We start from the raw sequence: 26,105 nt of genomic DNA, 5'->3' as shown, positions 1-26,105 counted from the left end.
TAACGACATAGTATACAGGGAAAATTAAATGAGCATCCAACCCTCAGAAACCGCCGCGTCACCCGCACGCGATGAAGTCCGCTCGGCTCTCGGCCTCGACGAGAATCCGTTCGACTGCGTTTCCATCACCGTCTCCTCGCCCGAAACGATCCGTAACTGGTCGAAGGGTGAGGTTAAAAATCCAGAGACGATCAACTATCGTACCTTCAAGCCCGAGCCAGGCGGTCTCTTCTGCCAAAAGATCTTCGGGCCCGTCCGCGACTACGAGTGCGCGTGCGGAAAGTACAAGCGCATCAAATACAAGGACGTCGTCTGCGATCGCTGCGGCGTCGAAGTCACGATCGCCCGCGTCCGTCGCGAGCGCATGGGCCACATCGAACTCGCCGTTCCTGTCGCTCACATCTGGTTCTTGAAGAGCATGCCGAGCCGTCTCGGTCTTCTCCTCGACATGACCGCCCGCTCGCTTGAGCGCGTGATCTACTACGAAAACTTCATGGTCGTCGATCCGGGCAAGACCCCGCTCGAGATGAAGCAGCTCCTCACCGACACCGAGTACCGCCAGGCGCTCGATGAGTACGGTGATGATTCCTTCGTCGCCAAGATGGGTGCCGAAGCCGTTCGCGAAGCGCTCGGCAAGATGGATATGGAAGCGACTGTCGCCGAGCTCCAGGAGCAGATGCGCGCGACCAAATCGAAGCAGATCAAAAAGAAGCTCTCAAAGCGTCTGAAGGTCATCCAAGGCTTCATCCACTCGAAGTCCCGTCCTGAATGGATGGTCATTGAAGTCCTCCCCGTGATCCCACCGGACCTGCGTCCGTTGGTTCCTCTCGAGGGTGGTCGTTTTGCGACCTCCGATCTCAACGATCTCTATCGCCGCGTCATCAACCGCAACAACCGGTTGAAAAATTTGATGCAGCTGAAGACGCCCGATGTGATCATTCACAACGAAAAGCGCATGCTGCAGGAAGCTGTCGACGCGCTCTTCGACAACGGTCGCCACGGCCGTCCAGTGACTGGCGCAGGCAACCGTCCTTTGAAGTCCCTCTCGGACATGCTCAAGGGCAAGCAGGGTCGCTTCCGCCAAAATCTTCTCGGCAAGCGTGTCGATTATTCCGGCCGTTCCGTGATCGTCATCGGTCCTGAGCTGAAGCTCAACCAGTGTGGCCTCCCCAAGAAGATGGCGCTGGTTCTCTTTGAGCCATTCATCATCCGCCGTCTTAAGGAGCTCGGCTTCGTGCACACCGTCCGCGGTGCCCGCAAGATGATCGAGAAGAAGTCTCCAGAAGTCTGGGACATTCTTGAAGAAGTCACGAAGGGCCACCCAGTCCTACTCAATCGCGCGCCCACGCTTCACCGTCTATCGATCCAGGCTTTCGAGCCTGTCCTCATCGAGGGGGAAGCGATCCGCGTTCACCCACTCGTCTGTACGGCTTACAACGCCGACTTCGACGGTGACCAGATGGCTGTTCACGTCCCGCTTTCATTGGAAGCCGTGATGGAGTGCAAACTCCTCATGATGGCGACGAGCAACATCTTCTCGCCGTCCTCCGGCAAGCCGATCCTCACTCCTTCGCAGGACATCGTTCTTGGTGCTTACTACCTCACGGTTGAGCCCCGTAAGAAAGTCGCCAAAGGCGAGCGCATCCCGCTCCTCAGTGGTCTTCAGGAAGTGCTCTTCGCGAAAACCGATGGCGCGCTTAAGGTTCACGATTGGGTCGAGATCCCGAATCCCGATCACGGTCGAGATACCGTGTACGGTAACAAGGAGCGCAAGACCCTCCGCACGACGGTTGGTCGCGTAATTTTCAACCAGATCTGGCCCGCGGGTCTCGGCTACGTGAACTTCCCAGTTCCGAAGGCCAAGCTCGGTGACCTCATTCTGAATACCTACAAGGTTGCCGGCGACGTCATCACGATCGAGACCCTCGACAAGTTGAAGGAGCTCGGTTTCCAGACCGCCATGCAGGCCGGTATTTCCATCGGTATCGATGACATGATCATCCCCGAGGACAAAAAGGACATCGTTGCCGACTCGCGCAAAAAGATCACCGAGGTCGAAGCCCAGTTCAACAAGGGCATCATCACCGACGGCGAGCGCTACAATAAGGTAGTCGATATCTGGACCGGTGCCACCGACAAGATCGCGAAGGCAGTATTCGCGAAACTCGAAGGCAACGACGGCCGTCCTGAGATCAATCCGGTCTACATCATGATGGACTCCGGTGCCCGTGGTAACAAACAGCAGGTTCGTCAGCTGTGCGGTACCCGCGGCCTCATGGCCAAGCCATCCGGCGAAATCATCGAACGCCCGATTCTGTCGTCCTTCCGCGAAGGTCTGACCGTTCTCGAATACTTCATCTCGACGCACGGCGCCCGTAAGGGTCTCGCCGATACCGCGCTCAAGACCGCTGACGCCGGTTACCTCACACGTAAACTGTGTGACGTGGCCATGGACGTTGTCATCGCCGAAGAAGATTGCGGCACCCGCGACGGTGTCTGGAAGAAAGCGATCTTTGAAGGTGACGACGAAATCGTCGGTCTCCGCGAGCGTATCATCGGCCGTTGCGTGAGCGACGACGTCTTCAATCCGCTCAATCCGACCGAGCTCCTCGTTGGTTCCGGCGAACTCATCACTGAGGAAATCGCCACCAAGATCGAAGAATCCGGCCTCGAGCGCGTGAAGATCATGTCGCCCCTCACATCGACCAGCCGCCACGGCATCGATGCGAAGAGCTACGGCATCAATCCCGCCACCAACCGTGTCGCCAAGACCGGTGACTCGATCGGCATCATCGCCGCTCAGTCGATCGGTGAACCCGGCACGCAGCTCACGATGCGTACGTTCCACATTGGTGGCGTCGCTACCGGTGGATTCAAGACTCCTGAAATTCGCGTCCGCTCCGGCGGCAAAGTGAAGTACAAGGGTCTCCGCCTCGTGCAGACCGCTGACGGTGCAGCCATCGTTCTTAACAAGACTGGCTCGATCCAGATCATCGACTCCGAAGATCGCGAACTCGAGAGCTACAACATCGTTGTCGGTTCCTTCCTCACCATCGGTGACGGCGAGAAGATCGAAAAGGGTGCCGTGCTCGCGCAGTGGGATCCGTACAACGTTCCCGTCCTCTCTGAAAAGGGTGGTACGCTCGTCTTCAAGGACATGATCCCTGGTGTCACCGTGAAGCGCGAACTCGACGAATCGTCGGGCCGCATCGCCACGGTCGTCATCGAGCATAAAGAAGATCTCAATCCTCAGGTCGAAATCCGCGACGCGTCCAACAAGCCGCTCGCTGCTTACTCGATTCCCGTCGGCGCGCAGATTTCGGTCAACGAGGGCGACATCATCGCTCCCGGCGCGCTCCTCGCGAAAACGCCACGTCAGGCGTCCAAGACCAAGGACATCACGGGCGGTCTCCCCCGCATCGCCGAGCTCTTCGAAGCCCGCCGTCCAAAAGACGCGGCCGAGATGGCTCGTATCGATGGCGTCGTTTCCTTCGAAGGAACGATCCGCGGCAAGCGCAAGCTCGTCGTGAAAAACGAGGAGACTTCGCAGGAGGAGGAACACCTCATCCCGGCCGGCAAGCACATCATCGTGCAGCCAGGCGACGTCGTCCACAAGGGCCAGCACCTCACCGAAGGCTCCGCCGATCCACACGAGATCCTCGAGATCCTCGGGCCATCGGCGCTGTACGATTTCCTCATCTCGCAGGTGCAGGAAGTTTACCGCCTCCAAGGTGTGACCATTAACGACAAGCACATCGAAATCATCATCCGCCAGATGCTCCGCAAGGTCCGTATCACGGATCCAGGTGACTCCGAGTACTTCTGGGGCGAGCAGATCGACCGCGCTGCCTTCATTGCGAATAACCGTCGCATTGAAGAAGCCGGTGGTAAGCCCGCTGAAGCCGAGCCGATCCTCTTGGGTATCACCAAGGCCTCGCTCGAAACCGAGAGCTTCATCTCGGCCGCTTCCTTCCAAGAGACGACGCGCGTCCTCACCGACGCCTCGACGCTCGGCAAGATCGATATGCTCAAGGGCTTCAAGGAAAACGTGATCATGGGTCACCTGATCCCTGCTGGCACGGGTCTCCCGATGTACAAAAAGCTCAAGGTCACGCTGCCATTCGGCGACGAGATCCCCGAGGCGGCTCCAGTCGCCGAGGTCTCCGCTTCCTGAGCGAGAGCGACGCACTGAGCGTTTCAGTTTTCAAAGCCGCCAACGGAAACGTCGGCGGCTTTTTCATGCGTGGATTCAACGCCCGGGATTCTCGGACATTTGCCTTTTCCGCTCACCGCCGCACCGTCCACACCATGGTCAAAAAGCTTCTCCACACGCGTATGCGCGTGAACGATCTCGAGCGCACCGTGGCATTCTACGAACACGCACTGGGGCTCAAAGTTTCCCGCCGGCACACGTCACCGCGCGGCGCGCAGCTTGCATTCATCGCCACGCCGAACAGCGATGAGGAAATTGAGATCTGTCAGATGCCGCCCGGTGCCGAACCCGTGAAAGTGCAGCCGGATCTCATGCACCTCGCGTTCGAAGTCGAAGACCTCACGGCATTCGCCGCCGGTTTGAAAGAGCGCGGCTACGAGTTGAGTGATGGTCCGACGCCGAGCGGTAGCGGCATGATCGCCTTCATCGACGCGCCGGAAGGCTACGAGGTGGAACTCATCCAGCGTTCGAAATAATCCGCCGACTCGAATTTTCTTTGTCTGATTTCGCTTAGTCGCGAGCGATAGTCAGATGAATGAGCGATCACGAACTGCTTCAGGCTTACACGCGGGAAGGCTCTTCGTGTGCGTTTGCCGAGCTCGTTCGTCGTTATCTTGATCTGGTTTATTCCGCAGCCCGGCGGCAGGTGCGTGCCCCGCATCTAGCGGAGGAAGTCACTCAGAACGTCTTTATCGATCTGGCGCGCTCGGCAAAGAGACTGAAGCCCACACAGCCGCTCGCGGCGTGGCTGTTTCTCGTCACGCGCCGCAGAGCGATAGATGTCCTTCGCAGCGAAGCGCGCGTTCACTCGCGGCCGGAACCGCTCACGGATGATCCGGCTGAAAACGCAGTGGGCACGTCCGAGCAAATGGAGCCGTTGCTTGACGAAGCGGTCGCTTCGCTGAGCGAAGATGACCGGCGCGCCGTGATTCTTCGGTTCTTCGAAAATCGCAGCCTGCGAGAAGTGGGCGATGTCTTGGGCGCGTCCGAAGCCGCTGCGCAAAAGCGCGTGAGTCGGGCGCTCGAGCAGCTTCGCACTTATTTTGGCAAACGCGGCGTCGTCCTTGGTGCGGCCGCGGTTGCTACGCAACTCTCCGCGCAAGCAGTCGTGCCCGCGCCTGCGATGCTCGCGGCGAATCTAACCGGAGTAACCGCGCTCGCAGCGGCATCCACGCAAGGTTCTCAGATCATTCTTATGACAACCCTGAAGAAAATCGCCTTCTCCGCCGCGCTGACCCTGAGCGTCGGCGTCGCTTTTTATGAGGCTCACCAACTTTCCCTTGAGAAAGCCCGCACGCGTTCGCTCGAAGAACGGATGGAGGCATTGCTGAAAGATTCCCGGGAGCTGCGCGCGAAACAGGAAGCAGCGTTGAAGAGGCTGGCCACAGCGGAGAGTGAACTCGCTTCAGTCCGCGCGGCGGCGTCTGGCGGAGATCCTGAAATCGAGTCCGCGCTCGAAGCCTGGCTGGATCGCGTGAAGGCATTGCACACTTGGTTGGATAAAATGCCGGATAAACGAATTCCTGAGATGGCGTACCTCACGGAGGATGACTGGCTGGAGGCGGCTAAAAGTGCGAAAGTGGAAACCACGCTCGGGGCACGCGATGCTCTTTCGACCCTCAGGAACCTTGCGCTTAAGCGTTTTGGTAAGCCTCTGAGTGCCGCGTTGGATCGGTATAAAAAGGAAACGAAGCGTCCGTTGCCGGGCGCGCCTGAAGAACTGGCTGCCTATTTCGATCCTCAGATCGATCCGGCGATTCTGAAGAATTACGAACTCGGCAAATTGGATAAAACAAGAGTCATCGACTCGGACGGCGGTGAAGCTCGCATGGTCCTGCGAAACAAGATCGTCGATGATATCTATGATGCCCGTTATAGCTATACCGGTGGAGGGAGTACGATGATGCAGTCGGTGCATCTTTCATTCGATGCGATCAATGAGGCAGTGACTGAATTCAAACGCGTTAACAGCGCTCAACTCCCGACCGAGCCATCGCAGCTGATGCCGTATCTTAAACGCCCGGTCGATGCCGACTATCTGAGGCTTTCGTTTCGAAATCTTAAAACAGTCTATCGACCAGATTAAAACGGATGCATGAGAACGAGTGGAAACGGATTAGCTTGGGATATTCGCCTTCTTCGCCGTTCTTTCGTAAGCGAAGAGAAACTGCTGGGCCAAGCCCGCGGCAGTGCCGAAATGCGAGCGGCCGAATTGGGCGACTTGTGCGGGCTTCCAACCGTTGAGACCGTAGCGGGTTTCGAGCGTCTTCAAGATCCAGACGTCGACGGGGAAGGCTTCCATTTTTCCCGCGCCGAAGAGCAGGACGCAGTCGGCGACTTTTTCGCCGACACCGGGGAGCGAGCAGAGGCGTTCTTTGGCTTCGGCGTAGGGGAGCTGTTCGGTTTCTTCCAGCCAGCCAGGATGTGCGGCGAGGAATTGCGCGGTGTCGTGGATGTAGCGGGCGCGAAAGCCGAGGAGGCATTCGCGTAGTTGGGTTTCGGGCACGGCGGCGAGTTCCGACCAGGCAGGCAGGCGGTGGATGATTTTCGCGGCCGTTGTACCATCAGCCGGGATAGTGCCGAGCGAAGCGCCGTGGCGGGTGGCGAGGAGCTCCATCATCTGTTTGATCTGCACGATCTGCTTGGTGGCGCTGCACAGGAACCCGAGAAGCGTCTCGCCGAAGGGCTGGCGGAGGATGCGGAGGCCGGGGAAGGTTTTCAGGCAGAGCGCGAGGTGGGCGTCGCTTCGCCACGGGAGTGCATCGAGGAGCGCATCGAAGGCGGCGTGTTGCCCGAAGTAGATCGGGAGAGAGGCGGCGACACGTTTGGTGAGCGGAGCGGGGGAGCGCCAGTGAGTGAGGCCGGTTTCGTCGCGGCGGATTTGGGCGATGCAGTCGGACCAGACGCCGAGGTAGCTGCCGTCGGTCTGGCGGTTCCAGCGAAAGGCCTGACCGCCGTCGAGGAGCTCGGCGAGGGTGCGGTCGGTGAGTGGCGGGAGAAAATTGAGCGGGCTCCAGTCAGACCAAGTGGCGGGCGCGGGCATGAGCGGGATGTTTCGTGGTTGGCGTGTGGAGTCGAGCGGTGGGTTGGTGATGAGATGTGCGCGGAAGTGGCGGAAGGCTCACGCAAAGACGCGAAGGCGCAAAGAAGGCGGATTAGGAGCGGGGAGCGCGATGTGCGCGGGTGAGGGCATCGCGGCGTAAAGCCGCTCCTACAGGGATACGGGAGACGGAGCGCGTGCGAGCACGCTGGCCTACGGGGCGAAAGTCTGGGCTTTATTCTTTTGGTATCCTCGCATCGGGTGAGGGCGTCTCATGCGCACGGAATCCAATGCTCTGGCTCCCAGAAAAACCATCGCGGGGGTGGGTGTGTCACTGGGGTATGCGGTGATGGTGGCGATCGGGTTCATGGCGTTCACGGCGTGGAATCATTCGCACTGGTGGCTGCTGAAGGACGATTATGTCTTCGGATGGCTGGTGCCTTTTTTTGCGGGCTATGTGATTTATGAACGCTGGCCGCAGGTGGTGGCCGCCGCAACGAAGTCGCGGGTGCCTGAGGATTCGGGGCGGGGGATGTTGATGCGAATTGGGGCGTGGCTGTCAGTGTTGGGCGGTACGGCGTTTTTTTTATTTGGCTCGCTGACGCTCGCGGCGGCGGGGGCGTCTTATCCGGCGTCGCTGGCGTTGTCGCTCGGGACGGCGGGGATGGCGCTGGGGTTGATCACGTTGACGGCGTATTCGGAAGGCGCGGACGGCTGGGCGGTCGCGCGGCTGTTCGTGTTTCCGGCGCTGGTGTGGCTGGTGTCGGCGCCGATGATTTCGCTGATCGAGAATGCGCTCAGTCTTTTCCTGCTCGGGAAGATCACGAGTGTGGTGTTCTTCGTTTTCGAATCGCTGGGGATGGCGATCGAGCAGCAGGGACATGTGCTGGTGCTGCCGACGGGCGAGGTGGGTGTGGCGGAGGCGTGTTCGGGGATTCGCTCGCTGATGGGGTGCTTGTTCGCGGGGTCTTTTTTAGGCGCGATGTGTTTCGAGCAGTTGTGGAAAAAGATAACGCTACTGGTCGCGGCGACCGCGTTTGCTCTGGTGATGAATCTAGTGCGCAGCCTGTTTCTCACGGGCTGGGCTTATCAGTACGGGCCGCAGGCGATCGAGGGGCGGTTTCACGACTGGACGGGGTTTGGTGTGATCGGCGTGACGACGATCGGGCTGCTGGGGCTGACGCAGGTGCTGAACTGGAAGGTGAGCTTTCGCTCGGCGAAGTGAGCGGGGCGCAGGGCGGGTGATAGGAGCGCAAGCGAGCTCGCTGGCCTACGGGGTCAGAGCGTCGGCGGCATCGCGCGAGCGCGAGCCCTACGGTGGATCACTTGCCGTCCCATTTGCGGAGGCGGCCGGGCTCGGCGATGAAGAGGGAGCCTTTCTTGCGGCTGATGTATTTGCCGAGCAGTGACTGGACTTCGGCGCGGGTGATGGCGGAGGTGTCGGTGTGGCGGTTGAGCGCGGCTTCGAGGCGGTAGGGGCGTTCTTGGGCGTCGAGCAGGACGGTGTGGCCCCAGTAGCCGTTGCTGCGGAGGTGGTCGGTGCGCTCGCGGAGGAAGGGCGTTTTCACGCGGAGGAATTCGTCGTCGGTGATGCCTTTGTCGCGGAGGGCATCGAATTCTTTGCGGAGGGCGGCGGCGGCTTCGGGGGCGCGGTCGGTGTCCACTTCGGCGTACACGACGAAGTAGCTGCATTTGGGGAGAGCATCGTAGGAGATGAAGGCGGCGTTGGGCGCGTAGGCGGAGCCAAGTTCTTCGCGGAGGCGGTGGCGGACGCGTTCTTCGAGGATGGAGGCGAGGAGGAAGCAGCGGCGTTCGGTGCGGTAGTCGCTGGCGTCGGGGGCGGGGAAATACCAGGCGATGGCGGATTGTTTGAGGCGGGCGGGGGCGATGTAGAGTACGGGCTGGCGGGCGGGGTCGGCGAAGCGAGGAGTTTTTAGGCGCGGAGGTTTTGCGGTTTCGGCGCGGGCGGGCAAGGCACCGAGAGTTTGGGAAACAGCGGCAGAGGCGGCGTCCCAGGTGGTGTCACCGACGATGCTCATCTCGAGGGGCGCTTCGGCGAGTGCGGGGCGGAGCCAGGCTTCGAGTTCAGGGAGCGTGCGGTTGTAGAAGTGTTGTTCGCCGGGGATGCCGAAGCGGGCGTCGTCGTGGAAGAGCTGTCGTTCGGCGTAGCGGCGGATGGGGCCGCCGGCGGAGGCTTCGAGCGAGGAGAGGAGCGAGCCGTAGGAGGCGTGCGCATCGCGGAGGGCTTCGGGGCGGTAGCCGGCGTCGGTGATGTAGGCGGCGATGAGCTGGAGGCAGAGCGGAAGATCGCGGCGGGAGCTGCGGCCGGTGAAGACGAAGGCGTCGGGTTCGAGGTGGAAGCTGAGACCGACGTTGTGACCGGTGAGTAGGTCGCCGATCTCGGCGGCGCTGTGTTTGCCGAGGCCGCCATCGGTGAAGGCGTATCCAGCGAGCAAATCCAGACCGGGCAGGGCGGAGGGCGTGGTGAGGCGGCCGCCGCGGATGCGGACGAAGATGTTGACGGTGTCGGCCTCGAAGTCGGTCTGTTTGAAATTGAGGCAGACGCCATTGGCGAAGCGGGAGAGGCGCACGTCGAGACCGGCGGCGGTTTCCTCGTGTACGAGTTTCCCCGGCGGGCCGAAATCGGTGTAGGCGAATGGTGCCGCAGCGGCGGTGGTGCGGGCGGTGACGGGAGTCTGGCGGCTTTCGTTGAGGACCTGGGCGATGGAGCGGACGTCTTCTTTGAAGGCGGGGTTGGCGCTGATGAAGACGTGGAGGGCGGAGCGTTCCCAGGTGCTGCGGAAGGCGCGGTTGCACGCTTGCAGAGTCGCGGCGGCGAGGGGAGCGGCGAGGTCGTCGCGGATGGCTTCGGGGGTGGTGATCGCGTCGCCATTGAGCAGGAGATCTACGATCTCGGCGGCGTGGTGTTCGGAGCGGCGCGTAGGGAAACTGCGGATGTTGGTTTCGAGGAGTTCGGTGAAGCTGCGGCGGGCGAGGTCGAGCTCGGCGGGGGTGAAGCCGTGGAGGATGGCGCGGCGGTGTTCTTGTTCGAGGGCGGCGGCGAGTTCGCGCCAGTGATCGATGCGGCCGGCGGCACTGAAGGAGGCGACTTCCCAGCCGGGGATGAAATCATCGACGGAGGCGGAGGGGGCGACGAGGGCGTCGCCAAGCTCGGCAGCGATGCGGTTGAGGCGTTGCTGCTGCATGGCGAAGGCGAGCGAGCGGTGGAGGCGGGCTGTGCGGTGTTCGCGTGTATCGGGTTCGTCGGGACTGGAGCGCGGGTGCTGGAAGGCGAGGCCGATGCCGACGTAGGCGGAATCGAGGTTGATCTTGATGTCGGGCGAGGTGGCGGTGGCGGGGATGATGTTGACGGGGTCGTCGCGGGCGGGGGCGCGGGCGGTAAAGTTGGCGAAGGTTTCCTCGATGAGTTTGCGCGCGGTGTCGGGGTCGATGTCGCCGACGATGACGACGGCGGTGCGGTCGGGGCGGTACCAGGCGTCGTAGAAAGCGACGAAGTGTTCGCGGGTGACGGAGCGGAGGGTTTCCTCGACGCCGATGACGGGGCGGCGGGCTTGAAGCGAGTCGGGCCAGAGGAAGGCGAGGCCGGCGACGTTGCGGCGATAGCCGGGGGTGTCGCGGGTGGCTTTTTCACTGAAGATGATGCCGCGTTCGCGTTCGATGAGGGCGGGGTCGAAGGTGGCCTCGGCGGCGTATTCGTAGAACGTGGACAGGCCTTGCTTGAGGGTGGCGGCGGTGGTGTCGGGCAGTTCCAGGTGGTAGATGGTGTGGTCGTAGTGAGTGAAGGCGGTGTTGTCGGGGCCGAAGCCGACGCCGAGGCGCTGGAGGGCGTTGACGAGGGAATCTCCGGGATGCGAGCGGGTGCCTCGGAAGATCATGTGCTCGACGAAGTGAGCGAGGCCGCGTTCGTCGTCGCGTTCGTGAAGAGCGCCGGCGGCGACAACGAGGCGGAGGGTGACGCGGTCGCGGGGTTCGGCGTTGCGGCGGATGACGTAGCGCAGGCCGTTGGGTAGCGTGCCTTGGATGAGGGCGGGGTCGGCGGGGAGATCGGTGCGGAGCTCGGCCCACGGAGCGGCGTTGCTGACGGGCGCGAGTGCGCAGAGAGAGAAAAGTGTGAGGAGGAGAACGCCGCTGAGCCGGATCATCGAGTGGGGCGGAGTGGAGCCGCGCGGGTCGCGCGCGGCAATGACCAATGACTAATGGCCAATGGCGGAGAAGTCCGAAGGTCTAAGGCCGAATGCCGAAGGCGGAGGAAGATAGTGAATGATGACGGCGGGAACTCCCTGACTATCGTGTAAGGTGACGCAGGGTGACGGGGCCGAGGAGGCCGGAGGGGAGGAGCGGGTCGGCGTTTTTGTAGGGGTTCCAGGTGACCCAGGTTTTGCGTTCGGATTCCGGGAGGGCGCTGTCGGCGATGAGGCGGTTGACCCAGAGGTTGGCGACGCGGACTTCGAGAGTGTTGCGGCCGGGGCGGAGGGCGGCGGTGGCGTCGAGCGCGTAGGGCGATTTCCACGCGATGCCGAGGTCGTGGTTGTTGAGTTTGATGCTGGCGATGACGGCGACGTTGCCGAGGTCGAGAAGGACGCGGCCGGTGGGCGGGAGCGCGGGGAGATCGAAGGTGCAGGTGTAGGTCGCGGAGCCGGAGTAGTGGCGGACGCCGGGGTCGGTGTGGTCGGTCCAGGAGGAGAGTTGAGGGAGCTCGATTTTTTCCGGGGCACCCCAGCCGGGGGTGAAGTGGACAGACCATGGGCCGGCGATGGAGGCGTGGAGGGGCGTGTCTTGGACGAGAGCGGGAGGGACGGGTGGTTTTTGGGCGGCGCTCGGTGCGGTGGGTGCGCGGAAGATGATGAAGGTGGAGGCGTGGGGTTCGAGGATGAGGGGGACGGTGGTGGTGCCGTCGGTTTCGCTCCAGCCGTCGATCGTGGCGATGTCGCCGGTTTCTGGATTCCAGCGTTCGGGGATGCGGCCGGTGACGCGGAAGCGGGCGTGGCCGTTGACGCCGGTGGTGCCGTGGTTGGCGACGAAGTAGATGTCGCGGTCGGGCGTGCGGCGGTGGGTGAAGAGGAGTTTCGCTGAAGAGAGATTTTCGGTCGGGGAGAAATCGGGGGCGAGGTTGCAGGCGGAGAGCGCTTCGGCGGGGGTGTGACCCCAGAGGATGCGACCGAGGCCGGTGGTTTTTTCGCCGCGGGCGGTGAGCGGGCCGGGGCCCCAGAGTTGGTCGGCGATGCGGCGGACTTCGGCGTCGCCTGCGGGGCCGTCGGAGAAGCTGGCAGAGCCTTCGGGTTTTAGCGGGCCGAGGACGGTGGCGCCGTCGGTGACGAGTTTTTGCAGGTGGCGGGCGGCGGCGAGCGAGAGGTGACGGCCGCCGGCGAGGACGAGTATCCGGTAACTCATGCCGTCGGGGAGGACGATGCGGCCGTTTTCGACGCGGGTGCGCGTGAGGAGCACTTCGTCGCCGCAGACATCGTAATCGTACCCGGCGGGAGGCGCGGGGCGCATGCGGTGGGTGGCGATCTTGAGCGGCGTGTCGTTGCCCAGATGATAGAGGAGGTCGGCGACTGGGAGGCCCTGACGGAGCATGTGCGAAGAGCGGGAGAGCGTGTCCCAGAAGGGTGTGCTGTCTTCCCACCACGTGTTGTGGCGCTGGTAGGGGAGGTAGAAGCGGTCTTCGGTTACGCCGGGTTTGCGGTCGTCCCAGGGTTGATGGACGGAGGCGAGGACGACGAATTTGTTGATGCCGAGCGCGAGGGCGGCGTCGGCGAAGGGTTTCATCATGGCGGGATGCGCGTCGGCTTTGCTGCCGGTGAAGGCTTCGGCGGCGGCGATGGGGAGGCCGTAGACGTGCGCGGCGGAGGCGGCTTCTTTGCAGTCGATGGTGCCCTCGGTTTGGGTCATCCAAAATTCGCCCATAGGAATATCGGTGCGGCCTTTGGCCTGGATGTTGTCGCTCGGCAGACACGTCGCGATGCCGGGCGCTTGAGCGGTGGAGGTCATGCCTTCGGCATGGCAGAGTTTTTGGAAGGTACCGAAGTACTCGTCGCTCATGAGGTCGGCGATGGTGCGGCGGACGTCGTGGAGGATTTCGTCGGATTGCTCGCGGCTGCCGACGACTCGGCCCATCATCACGGGGAGAAAGGCGCGGAGGTCGTAGCCGCGGCGGCGGATGAATCGGGCGAGGAAGTCGGGCGTCCAGTTTTGCGAGCCGTGTTCGTTGCTATCGATGCCGATGCCGGAGAGTTTGGCGCCGGGGACTTTTTTCACTTCGCGGAGGAGGACGCCGACATAGTTTTCCCACTGCACGCGGACGGCGGCGGCGCTGAGTTTGTCGCATTCGAGGCCCATGTTTTCGGGGCGGCCGTGTTTGGTTTTGGCGCCGGTGGGCGTGTGGCCGAGGCGGAGGATGGTCCAGCGGCCGGGAGGGGCGTCCCACGTGAGGAGGCCGTCGGCGGTGAGGTGCGAGGTGATGTCGAGGATGCGGGCGGGGTCGATGATCTCGTCGCCGGTGTAGGCGGGTGTGCGGTCGGGGTTGGAGAAGTCGACGACGTTGCCGGTTTTGCGTTCCCATTGATCGATGCGGGCTTCGCCGCGGAGCTCGATGGCGCCGATGACGAGGTCGGTGTCGTTGGAGCGTAAGTTGCGGCCCCAGTTTTCGAAGTTGAGGCGGAAGTGGCGGCCGGTGGCGGCGGGGAAGGTGACGGTTTGCGAGGTCCAGGTGTCGTGCTGGTAGCCGAGGGCGGGGAGCTGGACGACGCGCTGCCAGGATTGGCCGTCGTCGCTGACTTCGAGCCAGCCGAGGGGCGGGTTGAGGCGCATGTTTTCGCCGTAGAAATCGGCGGCCCAGGAGGAGGGCATTTGCGTGGCGATGATGAGGGCCTTGGCGTTGGTGCGTTGCGCGTAGGTGAGGCTGCGGGTGGTGACGGGGCGGCCGTAGTCGAGAGTGATGAGGACGCGCTGGTCGCCGGCTGAAACGGGAATGCGGATACGTTGGGCGTCGGGGCTGAAGAGGGCGGGCAGGTCGATGTCGGCGGGCGTGCTGGTGCGGACGGGCTCGGGCAGAGCGTCGGCGCCGGAGGGTGCGGGGTAGGCGAGGACGGCGACATCGCGGTAGTAATCGAGGCGGGTGGGCGGCTGGGGAAGCGGGAGAGAGACGGGGCGGCCGCCGTCGATGACGAGTTCGCTGGCGACCATGCGTTGCATGGCGAGGGCGGGGGTGATCCATGGCCCGCCGGCGACGAAGCCGCTGCTGATGTTGGTTTCGAGGGTGAGGCCGAGACGGGCGCATTCGGCGGCGGCGAAGCGGAAGCGGGCGAGCCATTCGGGGGAGAGGCTTTTGAGGGCGTCGGGGCGGTCGGTGAAAACTTGTTCGTAGATAACGACGCCTCCGAAGCCAGCGCGCTTCATGGCTTCGAGGTCCTGGGTGATGCCGTGGTCGGTGGTGACGGTTTCGCCCCAGAACCACCAGAGTGTTGGCTTCGCGGATACGGGGGGAGTCGCGAACGCGGCGGCGAGGGGATCGCTGGCGGCGGGCGAGGTGTCGGCGCGGGCGACGGTGACGAGAAGGGCGGCGAGGAGCGCGAGGGAGAAGCGCAGGGGGAGCATCGTGAAGAAGATGAACGATGGGACCGTGTTTACCGCGGCGGTCCTAGAGCGCAGGTTGTCGGCTCGTCAGATGATGGGATGAATAAAAAACCGCGCCGGGGTGGGCGCGGTTTTGGGAGGGAGGATCGGCTCCTCAGCTGGCTTATTTCGCCGGGACGGGCGCAGGTGCGGCGCTCGCGACGGCGGCTTCGGGGGCGACGACCGGAACGACGGGCACGGCTTTTTTCTCGAAGGGCCAAAGGCGTTTTTCGAGTCCGTAATGGGGGGCGGCCCAGAGGTTGTAGCCGAGCCAGACGGTGACGAGCAGGAGGAGCGTGAGGATGGTGAGGCGCTTGCGGCGTTTGGCGGCTTTGTCTTCGAAGGGATCTTCGAGCGAGCGGGTCGAGCCTTCGGGAATGACGGCGCGGGCGGTGAGTTCTGTGCCGAGGGGGACGTTGACTTTGACGCGGCCGTTCACGGCCCAGCCGTTGGCGTCGAGGATCGGGCCGAGGGTGCGCTGGCGGAGTTTGAGCCAGGCGATGATCATCGAGGGGCCGGAGATGACCAGAATCAGGCCGATGAACACGAGTGGGAGCTGCCAGATGGCGAGACCGGCGAGACCGGTCGCGATCGCGCCGATGGCGCCCATGATCGCACCGAAGGCGACGCCGAGAGCGGCGACGGTGCCGACATCGATCTTCTTGGCGGGGACGGGTGCGGCGGCGGGAGCAGCCGGGGCGTTTTTGTCGGCGTTGGCGGTCGCGGCGGCTGCTGCTGCGAGCTTGGCGTCGGCTGCGGAATCGGCGGCGGCGGCGCGTTTGGCCACCTGCTCCTCGATCATGCGGATGAACTTTTTGTACGGAGAGAGGAATGCCTGACGGATGCTGATCGGGTTATCGATGATCTTGGTGATGTGCGCGTCCCAGTCGCGGCCCTTGCGGTCGTAGAAGAGACCGTTGCGGCCGACCATCAGGTAGTCGGAGTCGCCCTGGGTGACGCAGGCGGCGATCTTCATCGTCTCGCCGCCGGGGCGTTTGAGATCGCAGTAGGCGATGTAGACTTTGCTGAGCGAGGCGAGGCCGGCATGGGCCGCGGGATCGTCGACGCGGATACAGAGATCGCAGCTGCGGCTGTCCACGTAGAGCGTGCCGATCTGGAAGGTGGCGGGATAGCGCGGGTCGTAGAAGTCGGAGAAGTTGACGAAGTTGTGCAGGAGTGTGCGAAGGTCGCGGTAGTAGCGGGCGAGGCGATCGACGGCGGTGATGGCTAGGGCCTGGGGTTCGAGGGCCTTGTCTTCGGCGATGAGCGCATCGAGCAGCGGTTTTTCTTTGGCTGCATGGATTGCCTGGATACGCGGGAGGCCGAGTTTCTCGACGGGCGTGGCGGGCTTGGAGGCGAGCCAGGTTTCGTAGGGGGCGAGTTTGCCGGTGAGGATGGTCCACTCGTCGGCGGTGAGGCTGGTTTTGTTGGCGCCGAAGAGCGGGGCGACGACGGCTTTTTGGAGAACGGCGAGCGCGCCGGCCCAGGCGGGGTTCACGCCCTCGGTGAGGGGGAGGGCTTTGTTGGGTTCGACGCGGGAGAGGGGGAAGCCGGAGACTTCTTCGTTGGTGATTTTCAGATCCTTGGCGGCGATGGCGAGGTACTCGCTTTCCTGGCGGTTGAGGGCGGCGAGGGCGCGGGAATCGAACGCGGCGAGGCGGCAGCGGGCGAAGAAATCGTCGATCTTGGCGCGGACGGTTTTGATGGTGTCGTACGCGGTGGTGGCGACTTCGCCGGCACTGAGGATTTCTTTGGCGGAGCCTTTGCCGGCCCAGTCGGCGTACGCGGCGATTTCGGTGTAGAACTGATCGAGCTTGGCCTGGGTGATGCCGGGTTTACCGCTGCGGTCGGTGTCGGCGCCATAGGAGGCGATGATGTCGCCGATGAGCTGTTTGAGCTCGGGCGTGCTGGCGGCTTCGGCGGGGATGATGCCGTCGCCGTTGAAAGTGGTTTCGGAGAAGATTTTCTTCGTGTCAGTCGTGTCGGCGACGGAGATCGAGGTGGCGCCGGCTTTGCCGAGGTTGGCGAGAACTTGTTTGGCGGAGGCGAGGACGGATTTCCCCTCGGGCGTCTGGTCGTTGATCAGATCGAGCGGGAGGGCGGACTGGGGGGCGAGGACGTCGTCGAGGTTCTTGAGGTGGAGGGCGGTCCACTTGATGGCGGAGATGACCTCGGGAACGCGGATGCGGCCGTCGCCATCGAGGTCGATGAGAGAGAGGGTTTTTTCGTCGAGTTCGAGGCCTTTGACGGGGCAGCTGAGGGCGACCCAGAGCTTTTGGTCGAGGTGTTCGAGGTTGAGAAGGTCGGCTCCGGATTGGAGGAGAACCTGGTCGAGTCCGCCGCTGCGGAAAAATTTCCAACGATGGGTCGTGGTCATAGAGGAGAGGCGCGGACGGGTGATGCTCCGTGGTGCGCGCGGGGATTTCTGAGACGGAGGGAAGAGCGAGGCAATGCTGGAGGTGGGGCGGTAAGAATGGTGAAGAGCGAAGGGTGAAGGGATGGAGTCGATTCGGACGATGCGGAGCATCATCCCTACCTCGGAAGGCGAACTGTAGAGGAGGCCGAGGACCAAAACGGAAAAACCGCGTTCCGGGGAACGCGGCTTTTCGGAGGCGCTGCGCAAGCGCAGACCCTACGACGGAAGCGGAGCGAATTACTTTTTCGGCGTGAGGCGGAAGAAGAGGACGTCGTGGGAATCGACTTCGGCGGTGAAGTTCGTGGAGGTTTCGCCGGCGGATTTTTTGCTCCAGATTTCGCGGACGGTGAAGGGCTTGTTCTGGAGGTGCCAGAGGCGGTGCCACTCGACGGTGATGGCGCGGCGGGTGTCGGAGGTGTTTAGCGCGCAGACGGCCCACTCGCCGTTGGAGAGTTCCTTGGTCCAGATTTCGATGTGCTTCGAGGGTTCGGCGAGGGCGCGGGAGCCCTGTTTGCCGAGGGCGTCCTGGTTGATGGCGAGGGCTTCCTTGTCGGTCATGACGGCGGTGATTTCGGGCGTCATGTGGCGGACGTCGTTACCGGCCATGAGCGGGGCGGCGAGGACGCACCAGAAGGAGAAGTGGGCGCGGGACTCGGCGAAGGTGAGGCCTTCGTTGCCGACTTCCATCATGTCGGGGTCGTTCCAGTGGCCGGGGCCGGCGTATTTTTGGAGGCCGGTTTGTTCGTCACCGCGGGTGTGCTGGAGATCGAGGATGCGTTTCCAGCCGATCTCCCAGCCTTTGACGCCGTCGTAGGAATCGAAGATGTCGCCGGTGGTGCGCCAGAGGTGGCCGACGTCTTTGGCCCATTCCCAAGGTTTGGCCGTGCCCCATTCGCACATGCTGAAGACGACGGGGCGGCCGGCGGCGTGGAGGGCGTCGCGCATGGTGGTGTAGGCTTCGCGGGCGTCGCGGGTGCCGGTGGAGCACCAGTCGTATTTGAGGTAGTCGACGCCCCAGGAGGCGTAGCTGCGGGCGTCTTGATATTCGTGGCCCATGGAGCCGGGGTGGCCGCCGCAGGTTTTGGAGCCGGCGCAGTTATAGATGCCAAATTTGAAGCCGCGCTCGTGGAGGAAATCGCCGAGGGCTTTGAGGCCGCTGGGGAATTTCGCGGGGTCGGGGACGAGGTTGCCGTTGGCGTCGCGCTCTTTGAGGTGCCAGCAATCGTCGAGGACGATGTAGATGTAGCCGGCGTCTCTCATGCCGGATTTGATCATGGTCTCGGCGGTTTCCTTGATGAGGGTTTCGTTGATGTTGCCGGCGAAAGTATTCCAGGTGTTCCAGCCCATGGGCGGAGTCTGGGCGAGGCCGGGGAATTTTTGGGCGAGCATGGTGAGGGGTGAAGCCAGGGCGGTGACGGCGGCGAGGAGGGGGAGGAGTTTTTTCATTCGGTGCAAAGGGGAGAGTGCGGGGAAAAGCACCGCGTCTGAAGTGACGCGGCTACGGGGAGGCGGCGCGGGCGCGTCGCGATGAGGGGACAAGATAGCGCAGGAGTGGACGCGGAGGAATGAGCGGGGGCGTCGCGGTTATGAGATTATTTTCTCGGGAGCGAGGGAGGGAGGCCGCGCCGCGTAAAAGCTTTGCTCAAGCGGTTGGGGAGGCGGAGGGGGAGGGTTTCTCTTGGGGCGGCTCGTCCGGGGCGTCAGGGTCTTCGAACATGCCGAGGGCCTGGCAGGATTCGGCGGCGAGGAGGAGGGCGGCGAGTTCCGTGCCGAGCGAGGCACGGAGGTGGGCGAGCGCGTGGTGGCGCGTGAGATCGGACACGGGAGCGGGCTCAATCGTGGCGACGGATGAGGTCAGTTCACGGCGGCAGGCGCGGAGAGTGTCGGGAGTTTCGGTGACGCCTTCGACCGCGCCGGCGAGGATGGTGAGCGTGGTCGTGAGTCGGGCAGAGAAGCGCTCGTGGGCGGGGGAGGCGAAGGGCTGGCCGGGGTGTAGTTGGAGTGCGGTGACGCTGAAAGCGCGGGTGAGGCGGAGGTTGCCGTTGGCGAGGGCGGCGGTGTGTTCGAGGCCGGTCTGGCGGTTTTGGGGGTCGGCCATGAGGCGCTGGAGCGAGGCGAAGACGGCGGCGTTGGCGCCTTCGACGCGTTGTTTGGCCTTGATGATGTCGTCATCGAAGGCGCGGCCTGCGCGGAGGCGGGTGTCGATCTGCTCCCAGTAGTGGAGATTGGCGCGGAGGGAGGCGGCGAGGATGGCGGGGAAGCGGGCGCGTTCCCAGACGGGCCAGAAGACGAGGGCGCCGACGAGCGCGAGGACGCCGCCGAGGGCGTTGGAGGCGAGGCGTTCCCAGGCGAGGGAGGCTGTCACCGGTTGGTGGAGACCGGTGAGGAGGACGACGAAGATCGTCACGAAGAGCACGCCGATGGAGTAGTTGCGCTTCATGAAAAATCCGAAGGCGAACATGCACGCGGTCATGAGGGCGAAGAGGACGGGTGCGGGGAGCGCGAGGGCGAGGAGGCCGATGGCGAGGAGGCTACCGAGGAGGGTGCCGGCAACGCGTTGGGCGGCGCGGGCGCGGGTGGCGCCGTAGTCGGGCTGGAGGACGACGAGCAGGGTGAACGGGAGCCAGTAGCCGTGCGGGAGCGCGAGTGTGTGGGCGAGGGCGGTGGCGAGTACGGTCAGGAAAACCAGGCGGGTGGTGAAACGGGCGAGGACGGGGTCGATGCGGTGGGAGAAATTGAGCGCGGCGCCGAGGGGGCGGAGGCTCCAGGTGTCGGTATCGGTTAATTCGAGGGAGAAGGCGGCGCGTTCGGCGGAGCGGTTGAGGGTGGTACGGAGAGAAGTCTCGGTTTCGCGGAGGGCTTCGCTGACGAGCGCGCTGAGGGAGGCGAGGTGGGCGTCGGAAGGGATGTTGGAATCGAGACCTGTTTCGAAGGCTTCGAGGAGATTCAGCAGGCGGCGCAGGCGGACATCGACGAGTGCGAGGTGGGCGGGCTGGCGGGAGACGACGGCGAGGGCGATGGTGCGGGCGTGATTCGCGAGTGAGACAAGGATGGGTTGAAAGGCAGATTGAAGAGGAACGCCATTTGCGCGCGGCGGCGTTGTTTCGAGCGCGGTCTGCAGAGCCCCGACACGCATGGAGAGACGGGCGGCGTCGTGGGCGTTGCGCTCAAGTTTTTCGATGAAGCCGTGAGCGCGTCGTGTGCGGGCGGAAGCGAGTGTGGCGTAGCCTTTGTCGAGCGCGGTGCGCAGGGCCGCTTCTTTTTCCGATACGTGCGAGTGCCGGACATTCGATGTGTTTTCGGCGATTGCTTCGAAAAATTCGGCGGCGGCGATCCAGCAATCGGCGAGGGCGGCGCGGAGCGGTTGTTGGGGGCGGAAAAACCACGGGACGATTTGCACGACGATGCCCCAGAGTCCGCCGCCGAGGGTCCAGAGCGCGGTGTGCGTGGTGTGGGTGAGGGAGAAGGCGGGCGTCGTTTCCTGGGCGATGAGGAAGACGAGCATCGAGGAGATCGCGAGGGGCGGGCCGTAGTCGGGGTTGAGGTGGCGCCAGAGTCCGGTGGTGGCCGCGATGAGCGCGGTGGCGGCGAGTGCTAGGGCGAGCGGGGCGGAGGAGGCGGCGCCGAGCGTGGCGGCGGCGGTGAGGATGATGAGGGCGCAGCCGAGAACGGCGAGGCGGAGGCGGTAGTCGCCGCGCACTTCGAAGAACGCGATGTTTTGCGCGGCGATGGCGGCGAAGGCGAATTCGTGCGGGACGGATGAGCCGATGAACTGTGCGGCGAGGAGCGGGCCGAGGAAGGCGATGACGCCGCGGGTGGCGCGGGCGAGGTCGGAGCGGAGGGCGAGCGGGGAAGTCGATCCGGGAGCGGCGGAGGATTTCAGCGCGGCGGGCAGCACGTTTCGGAGTGTGGGCGGGGTGAGTGGGCGGACAAGGCTGGAGCTCGGGACATCGGAGCTGCGCGCGATGGCGCGCGGCGGCACGGACGCGAGGTCAGGCCCTACGAATACACGCCGCCACCGAGGAGGCGTTCGCCGTCGTAGAAGGCGATGATCTGGCCGGAGGCGAGGCCGCGTTGCGGCTCGGTGAAGCGGACGAGGGCGGTGGTGGGATAGGCCGCGTTGGTTGCAGCGATACTGACGACGGAGTGAGCGGAGGTGTCGGAGAGTGGTGCGGGGTCGGGGATGAATTCGGCGGGGACGCGGGGGTCGCGGTAGCGGACGCGGGCTTCGAGTTTGCGCGGTTGCGTGAGCGGGGGGCAGTTCCAGGCGATGGAGTGTATCCGGACTTCGTTGACGAAGAGGCCGGGAGCGTCGGCACCGTCGAAGGCGACGAGGAGGGCGTGGTCCTCGGAGCGTTTGCCGACGACGACGTAGGCTTTGTTGTCGGTGTTGGAGGGAATGCCGATGCCTTTGCGCTGGCCGAGCGTGAAGTAGTGGAGGCCGCGGTGTTCGCCGAGGAGGCGGCCATCGTCGGCGCGGATGATGGGGCCGGGCTGGTCGGGGACGTACTGGCGGAGGAAGTCCTGCATCTTCACCTCGCCGATGAAGCAGATGCCCTGGCTGTCTTTTTTGTCGGCGGTGGCGAGACCGGCTTCACGCGCGAGGGCGCGGAGTTCGGGTTTGGGAATGTGGCCGATGGGGAAGCGCGCGTCGGCGAGCTGTTCCTGAGAGAGCAGCGTGAGGAAGTAGGATTGGTCTTTGTTTTTATCGGCGCCTTCGAGGAGCGACCACGTGGCGTCGGAGTTTTGTTCACGGCGCGCGTAGTGACCGGTGGCGACGGCGGAGAAGCCGTTGTCGCGGGCCCAGGCGCGGAAGACGCCGAACTTGATCTCGCGATTGCACATGATGTCGGGATTGGGCGTGAGGCCGCGGCGGTAACCATCGAGGAGGTAATCGACGATGCGTTCGCGGTAATCCTTCATGAGATTCACGACGCGGAACTCGATGCCGAGGTTGTCGGCGACGGCGCGGGCGTCGTCGATGTCCTGCATCCAGGGGCAGTGGCCGACGATGTTGTCCTCGTTGATCCAGTTTTTCATGTACGCGCCCACGATGTCGTAGCCCTGCCGCTTCAGCAGCAGAGCGGCGACGGAGCTGTCGACGCCGCCGGACATGGCGACGAGGATTTTTTCGCGAGTGGACATCGGGCTCACGAGATTGCGGGCGGGTCGGATCGTCAACTGATCGTAACGCGGCGCGGACTTTACTCGGGCGAGCGGCGTTGCATGGTCGCGCGCATGAAGACGATGACGAAGCGCGTAGCTGTGATGTTTCTGGGTGTGACGTTGCTGACGGGGGCGTTTGCGCAGATCGGCGTGGCGGTGGGGAAACCGCAGAGGCCGCTGCCGGTGGTGGAGCACGTGATGATCATCAGCATCGACGGGCTGCGGCCGGACCGGGCGTTGCTGGCGAACATGCCGACGCTGCGGATGATGGTGCGTGAAGGGTCGTACACGTTTTGGGCGCGGACGACGGCGGTCTCGATCACGCTGCCGTCGCACACGAGCATGTTGACGGGTGTCACCCCGAGAAAGCACGGCATTGAGTGGAATAGCGATCTGCCTCTGAAGGAGCCGGTTTATCCGAAGCGTCCGACGGTTTTCGAATTTGCGACGCGCTCAGGTTACACGGCAGCGCTGATCTCTGGGAAGTCGAAGTTTGCCACGCTGGCGAAGCCGGGGACGGTTTCGTGGACGGCGATTCCGCAAGAGGCGAACTCGAAGGACACGAACGCGGAGGTGACGGCGGCTGCGACGAAGATTATCGAGGCGCACAAACCCACGGTGATTTTTGTGCATTATGCCGAAGTGGATTCGACGGGACATGCCAAAGGCTGGGGCTCGAAAGAGCAGTTCGATAAAATCGAGGAGACCGACGGCGAGCTGGCGCAGTTGTTTGCCTCGCTGGAGCGCGCGGGCATCCGGCAATCGACGGTGGTGATCTTATCGGCGGATCACGGCGGGGCAGGCTTGTCACATGGGCCGGACGATGCGCGGAGCCGGCATATTCCGTGGATCGCGACGGGGCCGGGCGTGGTGAAAAATTCTGATCTCACGCAGAACGCCGCGCTCGAGGTGAACACCGAAGATACCTGCGCGACGGCGCTTTGGTTATTGGGGATTCCGGTGCCGCCGTACTTTGACGGTAAGCCGGTGCTGGCGGCGTTTGAGACGCCGTAAAGAGCGCTATTAGTCGGCGGCCGATCATCTAGGTCGACAGAGTTTCAACCTTGTCCGCGGTTTGGCACGCGGGATGATAGCGACAACGTATCCACAATGGCTGCTCGCGAACGCAAAATTGCCCAGGCCTGGCTCGACTCGCCCACCAGCGGGAAGATCGAGCTCACTCATGACTGGCGGGCGCGTCACACGCCGCCGTTGGTGCTCGCGGGGATCGATGCGCCGCGTTTCGAGACGCTGACGAAGGTGCCGGATTATGTGTACGGCTGCGATAGCGCGTACTTCGCGAACAAGAAGGGGGAGATTTTCTTTTTCTTGCGGGTGGATCGTTACCCACAGCTGGCGGCGCCGGGTGTGAGCGTTTTTCTCGCGGGCGATTTTAACGGCTGGCAATCCGCGGTGGGCAACGATGAGTGGCGGTTGAAACCGGCGACACTCGCGGGCGATGCGGTGCTGTTGCTCTCGGCGAAGGCGGAGAAGTTTTTCGGAAGTCCGCCGATGCGGTTCAAGTTCGTGACGGGCGATCATCAGTGGCAGGACGTGCCTGCGCATGCGCCGAATGCGGTGCGCGACGACACGGGCAATGTGAACTACATTGTCGATCCTGGCCGCACGGGGCAGCACCTGTATCAATTCACGTTGATTGAGCCGGTGGATTTGTCGGCGGGTTGGACGGTGACCTGGCAGGGCGGGGAAGGTGTGCCGCTGCGGCCGGGTGACTATTTTTATCAGCTGGAGAGCAAGATCGCACTCGGTGCGCTCGCGCGGGGCGGTGAATCGGTCTTCCGGCTTTTTGCGCCGCGTGCGCGGCGCGTGGAATTGTGCGTGTGCGAGCGGCTTTCGCACCAGGCGACGCCGCATCGTTACCAACTCGTGAAGCGCGAGGATCATGTCTGGGAGGTGACGCTCACGCAGAATCTGCACGGCTGGTATTATTGGTATCAAGTGGACGGGCCTAAGGATTCGCTGGGCCTGTTCGATCCGGAAAAACGCATTCTCGATCCGTACGCGCTAGCGACGGTGGATCGTTCAGGGCCGGGCATCGTGCTGGATCGTGCGCAGATTGCGGTAGCCGATCGCAGTTTCAAAACACCGGCTTGGCAGGATCTCGTCGTGGCGGAAGCGCATGTACGCGATCTCGTGGCGCTCGCGCCGATCAAGTTGCGCGCGGAAGAACGACTTGGTTTTTCAGGACTCAAACAGTGGGTCGAGAGCCCGGAGTTTTATCTGCACAATCTCGGCGTGAATTGCGTGGAGCTGCAGCCGATCCAGGAAGCGGACAACCGCTCGCGGGAGGAGTACCAGTGGGGCTACATGACGGCGAACTACTTTGCTCCGGCGAGTGCGTTCGCGCTGGAGCCGGAGAAAGCGTCGGGCATTCGCGAATTCCAAGAGTTGGTGGCGGCGTTTCATCGTCGCGGCATCGCGGTGATTCTCGACGTGGTGTACAACCACGTGGGCGAGCCGCCGCATCTGTTGTTCGTGGACAAGCTGTACTATTTTGATGTCGGCGCGGACGGTGCGCTTTCGAACTGGAGCGGTTGCGGAAACGACATTCGCGCGCAGTCGGCGATGGCGCTGCGGCTGATCATCGACAGCTGCGCGCATCTAATCGAGACGTTTGGCATCGACGGGTTTCGTTTCGACCTCGCCGATCTTGTCGGCCTCGAAGCACTGAAGGAAATCGAAGTGGCGATGAAGCGCATCAAACCCGACGTGATCCTGATCGCTGAGCCGTGGAGTTTCAAAGGCCACATCGGCGGCGCGCTGCGCGACACCGGCTGGGCGTCGTGGAATGATGGCTACCGGAACTTCGTGCGCGATTTCGTCCGCGGCGGTGCGTCGCGTGAGGGCTATGAGTATTTCCTGAAGGGCTCACCGTGGCATTATGCGAAGTGGCCGGCGCAAACGATCAACTACGTGGAGTCACACGACGACCGGACGTGGATAGACGTGATCACGGAGAACGCCGACAACAACGGTCACTCGCCCACGGCCAACGACCGGCGTCGCACGCATCTGATGGCGGCGATTTTGTTTTCGTCGATCGGCATTCCGATGGTTTCGGCGGGGCAGGATTTTCTCCGCTCGAAGCACGGCGTGAACAACACGTACCTGCGCGGCGATCTGAACGCACTGGATTACCGGCGCATCTATCGCTTCCCAGCGTCGCATGCGTATTTCGCCGACTGGATCGCGTTCCGGCTTTCGGAGACGGGGAAGCTGCTGCGTCTCTTTTCGCGGCCGGCGGACAGTTATTTCCGGTTCATCTTCGCGCCGGACTCGACGGCGACGGCCACGATTTTCAACGCCGACCGCAGCCTTGGCCCGCAGCGGCTGCTCTTCGCGGTGAATCCGACGTTGGGCGATGCCTTTATCCCGGTTGGCACCGAGCTGGCCGGTTTGCGGTGGAAGCAGCTGGCGGATCACGAACGCTTTTTCCCGGCTGGCCCCGTCCGCCATGCCGAACCGGTCGAAACAGATCTTTTCATACCTGCGTTGGGCTGCGGGCTTTGGGTGGAAGAAGGCGCTATCAGTTGAGTGCGTTTCGCCCGCTCGTGGCGGTGAACTGTGCGTGACGCAAAAATTGGCATCTGCTGCGCATGTTTGACGCCAAACAG

Annotated in this window: 13 protein-coding genes; 6 read left to right on the top strand and 7 right to left on the bottom strand. The window is 63.3% G+C overall.

Annotation, left to right across the window (positions count from 1 at the left end; all coding sequences use genetic code 11):
* Window positions 1–28: 28 nt before the first annotated feature.
* The 3 genes from rpoC to CMV30_RS05175 all read left to right on the top strand — a co-directional run bounded on the left by rpoC (window position 29) and on the right by CMV30_RS05175 (window position 6,299).
* Window positions 29–4,174: a DNA-directed RNA polymerase subunit beta' gene (gene rpoC, locus CMV30_RS05185; RefSeq protein WP_096055026.1), complete on the top strand. Its 4,146-nt coding sequence runs from the start codon at window positions 29–31 to the stop codon at window positions 4,172–4,174.
* 134 nt (window positions 4,175–4,308) lie between these two features.
* A complete protein-coding gene (locus CMV30_RS05180) occupies window positions 4,309–4,689 on the top strand; it encodes a VOC family protein (RefSeq protein ID WP_096057629.1) in 381 nt (126 codons plus the stop codon).
* 59 nt (window positions 4,690–4,748) lie between these two features.
* Window positions 4,749–6,299: an RNA polymerase sigma factor gene (locus CMV30_RS05175; RefSeq protein WP_096055025.1), complete on the top strand. Its 1,551-nt coding sequence runs from the start codon at window positions 4,749–4,751 to the stop codon at window positions 6,297–6,299.
* A 30-nt stretch (window positions 6,300–6,329) separates the two neighbouring features.
* Here the strand turns inward: CMV30_RS05175 and CMV30_RS05170 are convergent, their stop codons facing one another.
* Window positions 6,330–7,256, bottom strand: a complete 927-nt coding sequence (locus tag CMV30_RS05170; RefSeq protein ID WP_096055024.1) for a DNA glycosylase — start codon at window positions 7,254–7,256, stop codon at window positions 6,330–6,332.
* Between the two features lie 271 nt (window positions 7,257–7,527).
* Here CMV30_RS05170 and CMV30_RS05165 point away from each other — a divergent pair, with 271 nt between their 5' ends.
* On the top strand, window positions 7,528–8,478 hold the full coding sequence (locus CMV30_RS05165; RefSeq protein ID WP_096055023.1) for an exosortase/archaeosortase family protein: 951 nt from the start codon (window positions 7,528–7,530) through the stop codon (window positions 8,476–8,478).
* Between the two features lie 97 nt (window positions 8,479–8,575).
* On the opposite strand, the gene CMV30_RS05160 is transcribed toward CMV30_RS05165, so the two are convergent.
* From CMV30_RS05160 to mnmA, 6 genes are all read right to left on the bottom strand, one after another.
* Window positions 8,576–11,416: a M16 family metallopeptidase gene (locus CMV30_RS05160; RefSeq protein WP_138223141.1), complete on the bottom strand. Its 2,841-nt coding sequence runs from the start codon at window positions 11,414–11,416 to the stop codon at window positions 8,576–8,578.
* 142 nt (window positions 11,417–11,558) lie between these two features.
* Window positions 11,559–14,870, bottom strand: coding sequence for a glycosyl hydrolase (locus CMV30_RS05155; RefSeq protein ID WP_096055021.1), 3,312 nt, complete (start codon window positions 14,868–14,870; stop codon window positions 11,559–11,561).
* Window positions 14,871–15,012: 142 nt separating this feature from the next.
* Window positions 15,013–17,265 carry a hypothetical protein gene (locus CMV30_RS05150; protein WP_096057628.1) on the bottom strand — a complete coding sequence of 751 codons (2,253 nt, stop codon included), beginning with the start codon at window positions 17,263–17,265 and terminating at the stop codon, window positions 15,013–15,015.
* Between the two features lie 276 nt (window positions 17,266–17,541).
* Window positions 17,542–18,750: a glycoside hydrolase family 27 protein gene (locus tag CMV30_RS05145; RefSeq protein WP_096055020.1), complete on the bottom strand. Its 1,209-nt coding sequence runs from the start codon at window positions 18,748–18,750 to the stop codon at window positions 17,542–17,544.
* A 196-nt stretch (window positions 18,751–18,946) separates the two neighbouring features.
* Window positions 18,947–21,286 (bottom strand): FUSC family protein, encoded by a 2,340-nt coding sequence (locus CMV30_RS05140; protein WP_096055019.1) that lies wholly within the window; start codon window positions 21,284–21,286, stop codon window positions 18,947–18,949.
* 17 nt (window positions 21,287–21,303) lie between these two features.
* Entirely contained in the window at window positions 21,304–22,449 is a 1,146-nt protein-coding gene (mnmA, locus tag CMV30_RS05135; protein ID WP_096055018.1) for a tRNA 2-thiouridine(34) synthase MnmA, read from the bottom strand.
* Between the two features lie 93 nt (window positions 22,450–22,542).
* On the opposite strand from mnmA, the gene CMV30_RS05130 reads away from it, so the two are divergent.
* Both CMV30_RS05130 and CMV30_RS05125 read left to right on the top strand, forming a co-directional pair.
* Window positions 22,543–23,484: an alkaline phosphatase family protein gene (locus CMV30_RS05130; protein WP_175414737.1), complete on the top strand. Its 942-nt coding sequence runs from the start codon at window positions 22,543–22,545 to the stop codon at window positions 23,482–23,484.
* Between the two features lie 96 nt (window positions 23,485–23,580).
* On the top strand, window positions 23,581–26,025 hold the full coding sequence (locus tag CMV30_RS05125; protein ID WP_096055016.1) for an alpha-amylase family glycosyl hydrolase: 2,445 nt from the start codon (window positions 23,581–23,583) through the stop codon (window positions 26,023–26,025).
* The last annotated feature ends 80 nt before the right edge of the window (window positions 26,026–26,105 follow it).

This window comes from Nibricoccus aquaticus, from assembly GCF_002310495.1.
Classification (GTDB): Bacteria; Verrucomicrobiota; Verrucomicrobiia; order Opitutales; family Opitutaceae; genus Nibricoccus; species Nibricoccus aquaticus.
The sequence above is the reverse complement of the archived record's forward strand: the minus strand, read 5'-3'. Positions and strand labels throughout refer to the sequence as shown.

Coding starts and splice junctions, on each gene's coding strand:
- rpoC (WP_096055026.1), top strand. CDS start 29: ATGAGCATCCAACCCTCAGAAACCGCCGCGTCACCCGCACGCGATGAA.
- CMV30_RS05180 (WP_096057629.1), top strand. CDS start 4,309: ATGGTCAAAAAGCTTCTCCACACGCGTATGCGCGTGAACGATCTCGAG.
- CMV30_RS05175 (WP_096055025.1), top strand. CDS start 4,749: ATGAGCGATCACGAACTGCTTCAGGCTTACACGCGGGAAGGCTCTTCG.
- CMV30_RS05170 (WP_096055024.1), bottom strand. CDS start 7,256: ATGCCCGCGCCCGCCACTTGGTCTGACTGGAGCCCGCTCAATTTTCTC.
- CMV30_RS05165 (WP_096055023.1), top strand. CDS start 7,528: ATGCGCACGGAATCCAATGCTCTGGCTCCCAGAAAAACCATCGCGGGG.
- CMV30_RS05160 (WP_138223141.1), bottom strand. CDS start 11,416: ATGATCCGGCTCAGCGGCGTTCTCCTCCTCACACTTTTCTCTCTCTGC.
- CMV30_RS05155 (WP_096055021.1), bottom strand. CDS start 14,870: ATGCTCCCCCTGCGCTTCTCCCTCGCGCTCCTCGCCGCCCTTCTCGTC.
- CMV30_RS05150 (WP_096057628.1), bottom strand. CDS start 17,265: ATGACCACGACCCATCGTTGGAAATTTTTCCGCAGCGGCGGACTCGAC.
- CMV30_RS05145 (WP_096055020.1), bottom strand. CDS start 18,750: ATGAAAAAACTCCTCCCCCTCCTCGCCGCCGTCACCGCCCTGGCTTCA.
- mnmA (WP_096055018.1), bottom strand. CDS start 22,449: ATGTCCACTCGCGAAAAAATCCTCGTCGCCATGTCCGGCGGCGTCGAC.
- CMV30_RS05130 (WP_175414737.1), top strand. CDS start 22,543: ATGAAGACGATGACGAAGCGCGTAGCTGTGATGTTTCTGGGTGTGACG.
- CMV30_RS05125 (WP_096055016.1), top strand. CDS start 23,581: ATGGCTGCTCGCGAACGCAAAATTGCCCAGGCCTGGCTCGACTCGCCC.